This is a genomic window from Arthrobacter sp. 2YAF22_2 (genome assembly GCF_052114645.1).
Classification (GTDB): Bacteria; Actinomycetota; Actinomycetes; order Actinomycetales; family Micrococcaceae; genus Arthrobacter.
Window position 1 is genome coordinate 1 of the sequence record NZ_JBFRFD010000440.1, and the last position, 3134, is coordinate 3134.

General features: G+C 66.7%; 2 protein-coding genes. One reads left to right on the forward strand and one right to left on the reverse strand.

The window, feature by feature from the left end; all coding sequences use genetic code 11:
• Positions 1–66 precede the first annotated feature (66 nt).
• Positions 67–2127 (forward strand): acyltransferase family protein, encoded by a 2061-nt coding sequence (locus tag AB4Y86_RS15485; protein WP_441403081.1) that lies wholly within the window; start codon positions 67–69, stop codon positions 2125–2127.
• On the opposite strand, the gene AB4Y86_RS15490 is transcribed toward AB4Y86_RS15485, so the two are convergent.
• Complete coding sequence (locus tag AB4Y86_RS15490) at positions 2111–3079, reverse strand: DUF389 domain-containing protein (protein WP_441403082.1); 969 nt, start codon at positions 3077–3079, stop codon at positions 2111–2113. The genes AB4Y86_RS15485 and AB4Y86_RS15490 overlap by 17 nt on opposite strands.
• Positions 3080–3134 lie beyond the last annotated feature (55 nt).

Here is a 3134-nt window from a genome sequence, read left to right on the forward strand (position 1 = left end):
CCTCCGTAAGGTATAACATTTAGGTTTCGGACCGGTCCTCGGAACCGTCCGTGGTGAGGATATTTGATGACGCAGCAGGCTGGGCTTCAAGAGACGGCCCCGAGGGGCTTGCCGCCGCGTCCGGGCCGGACGCCCGGGTACCGGCCCGAGATCCAAGGGCTGCGGTCGCTGGCCGTCCTCATGGTGATGACGTACCACATCTGGTTCGGCCGGGTCTCCGGAGGTGTGGATGTCTTCCTTCTGGTCTCTGCCTTCCTGATGACCCTGCAGTTCGTGGGGCGGTATGAGGATGGGCGGCCGACGGGGCTGGTCAAGAATTGGTTGCACCTCTTCCGCCGCCTCATCCCTGCCGCCGTCGTCGTGGTGGTCACCACGCTGGCGGCAACCATCCTGTTCCTGCCCCGAACCCGGTGGCTGGACATTGTCGGCCAGGCGTGGGCCTCCCTGGCGTACTTCGAGAACTGGCTGCTCCAGGCCCAGGCCACCGATTACTACGCCTCGGACCACTCCTCGGCCAGCCCCTTCCAGCACTTCTGGTCGCTGTCCGTCCAGGGGCAGGTTTTCATTCTGTGGCCGGTGATTTTGGTGGGTGCCGGGCTCGTGGCCAAGCGCTTCCGCCTGAACTACCGGGCGCTGCTGGCCTACGTTTTCGGCCTGGTCTTCGTCGTCTCCCTGGTGTACTCCATCGCGTTCACCGCGGCCAGCCAGACCGAGGCCTATTTCGACACCCCGGCCCGGCTGTGGGAATTTGCGCTCGGCTCACTCGTTGCGCTGGCCCTCCCCCTGCTCCGGCTTCCGGCGGTGTGGCGGGTGCGGCTCGGCTGGCTGGGTATCGCCGCCATGTTGAGCTGCGGTTTCCTGTTGGATGTCCAGGCTTCATTCCCCGGCAGTGTCGCGCTGTGGCCCACCCTGGCCGCGGCCTGCGTGATCGTCGCCGGTCAGACCGGCAGCCGGTTCGGTGTGGACCGGATCCTCAGTTCCCGGCCGCTGGTCCGCCTGGGGGACATGTCCTACGCGATGTACCTCTGGCACTGGCCGATCCTGGTCATCGTTCTCGCCGTTCAACAGCGCGGCCACGCCGGTCCACTCACGGGCTCGGCCATCATTGCGGCCGCCATCGTGCTGGCCTACCTGACCACCCGGTTCGTGGAGCGCCCGTGGCGGCAGTGGCAGTGGCCGGAGCGTCGCCGGCGCCGGGCAGCGGTTGCCATCGTGGCAGCCTTCACGGTAGCGGCCGTCCCCCTGGTGGGTCTCCAGCTGGCGTTGTACTTCGAGAATCAGGGCATTCTGGCAAAGGCCGCGCGGAACAATCCCGGCGCCCGCGCGATGCTTCCGGGCTTCAACGAGCAGGCCGACGCAGACGCGGCGCTTCTGCCCGCGCCGGAGAACCTGGGCAAGGATTGGGCCACCCTGCCGCAGCCGTGCAGTGGTGCACTGGAGCCTCAGGACGCCACCCTCCGCGGAGTGTGCAAGGAAAACACCCAGGCCGGGGATTCGGGCAAGAAAGTCCTCGTCCTCGGCGATTCGCACGCCGAACAGTGGCTCCCGGCCCTTGAACCGGTGAGCGATGAGAAAGGGTGGAAGCTGTACGCCATGCTTAAGGGCGGTTGCAAGCCCGATACCACTGAGCAGATGGGCAACGGTGACTGTGATAAGTTCAACGCCGCCATTACCGCGGAGGTAAAGCGCAATCCGCCGAATGCGATTGTGGTGGTGGGTACCGCAGCATCACCATCGTCGACCGACGAGAAACTCATTCAGGGGCTCCAATCCAGCCTCGACACCTGGACCGGACTCGGCATCCAGGTGGTCCTGCTGCGTGATAACCCGCGGTTCGGCTTCGACATGGCTGATTGTGTCGTGACGAAGGGGAAGGACGATAAGGCGTGCCTGCCGGCCAAGAGTGGACTCTTCGCCGCGACTAACCCTCTCGACAGCCTGGCCAACAGGGCGCCGAACGTTCTCACTCTCGATATGACCGACCTCATCTGCCGTGAGGACGATTGCCCCGGCGTCGTGGGCAATACCTTCGTGTACCTGGACAACAACCACCTCAGCCGCACCTATTCGGCGAGCATGGCCCCGATGGTCAAGGACAGGCTGCTCGCCGCTACCGGCTGGGAGTAGCGTTGCTCCGTCCTTGGCGGGAGCGGGCGCCGCGGGATTGCCGCCGGTTCACAACCCGGTAGAAGAGGAGCACGGCCACCGCCGCGACCACCAGCCCGGCGAGGTTGATGAACAGCTGGGCGGCCGAGCCCGCCGCCTTCTGATACTCGCCCAGCACCAGCGCCACCGCGACGAAACCGGCGGCCGGCACAGTGGTCACCGAGATGAAGACGCCCACCAAAGCAGTGGACCGGCGGCTGATCACCGAGAGCATGCCGGCAACACCGGCCAGGAGTGCCACGATCAGTGAGTACGGCCCCGGATGGTAGATGAACTCCACCGCCGAGCCGCGGTCCAGGGCATCGGGGGGAAAGAGGCCGAGCGGGACGGAAAGCCACGCCGTGAGGGCAGCCGCCAGCATGGCGACCGGAAACCCCACGCCGAGGGCGACGGCGGCGCCGCGTCCCAGCCGCCACTGGCGCCGCACCAAGGCCACGGCGAGGGCGGCGAGCGGCCCGAATTCCGGGCCCACTGCCATGGCCCCGACGATCGCGATGGGGGAGTCGGTGACAATCCCGATCGCGGCGAGCTGAGTGGCCAGGACCAGAAACACCACGTAGCTCCACGTGAGCTTTGAATCTTCCCCGGTCTGGCGCGATACCTCATCCCAGATCATGGCGTCCGCGCCCTCGCCGGGGGCCGCAGCGACCGCCCGGTCCGCCCGGTCGGAGAGCAGCAGCTCCGGGGTCGTGACCGCGATGGATCCGGCTTCCTGGACGTTCAGGGCGTGCAGTTTCTCGATCAGCGCGTCGACGGACTCCCGTGCCATGAACACCAGGATGACGTCGCCCGGCGGGACGACCGAGGCACCGGGGTGCAACGCGACCTCGGCCACACCGGACTCGCCGGAACAGCATTCCAAGACCGCGCGCGAGAGCTCGGCCGGAACACTTATTCGCAACTGCACGATCACTCTCGGCCTCCTACGACTCGTAAACAGACTAGCGGCGCGGGCAGGGCTGGGCCCC

Coding starts and splice junctions, on each gene's coding strand:
- AB4Y86_RS15485 (WP_441403081.1), top strand. CDS start 67: ATGACGCAGCAGGCTGGGCTTCAAGAGACGGCCCCGAGGGGCTTGCCG.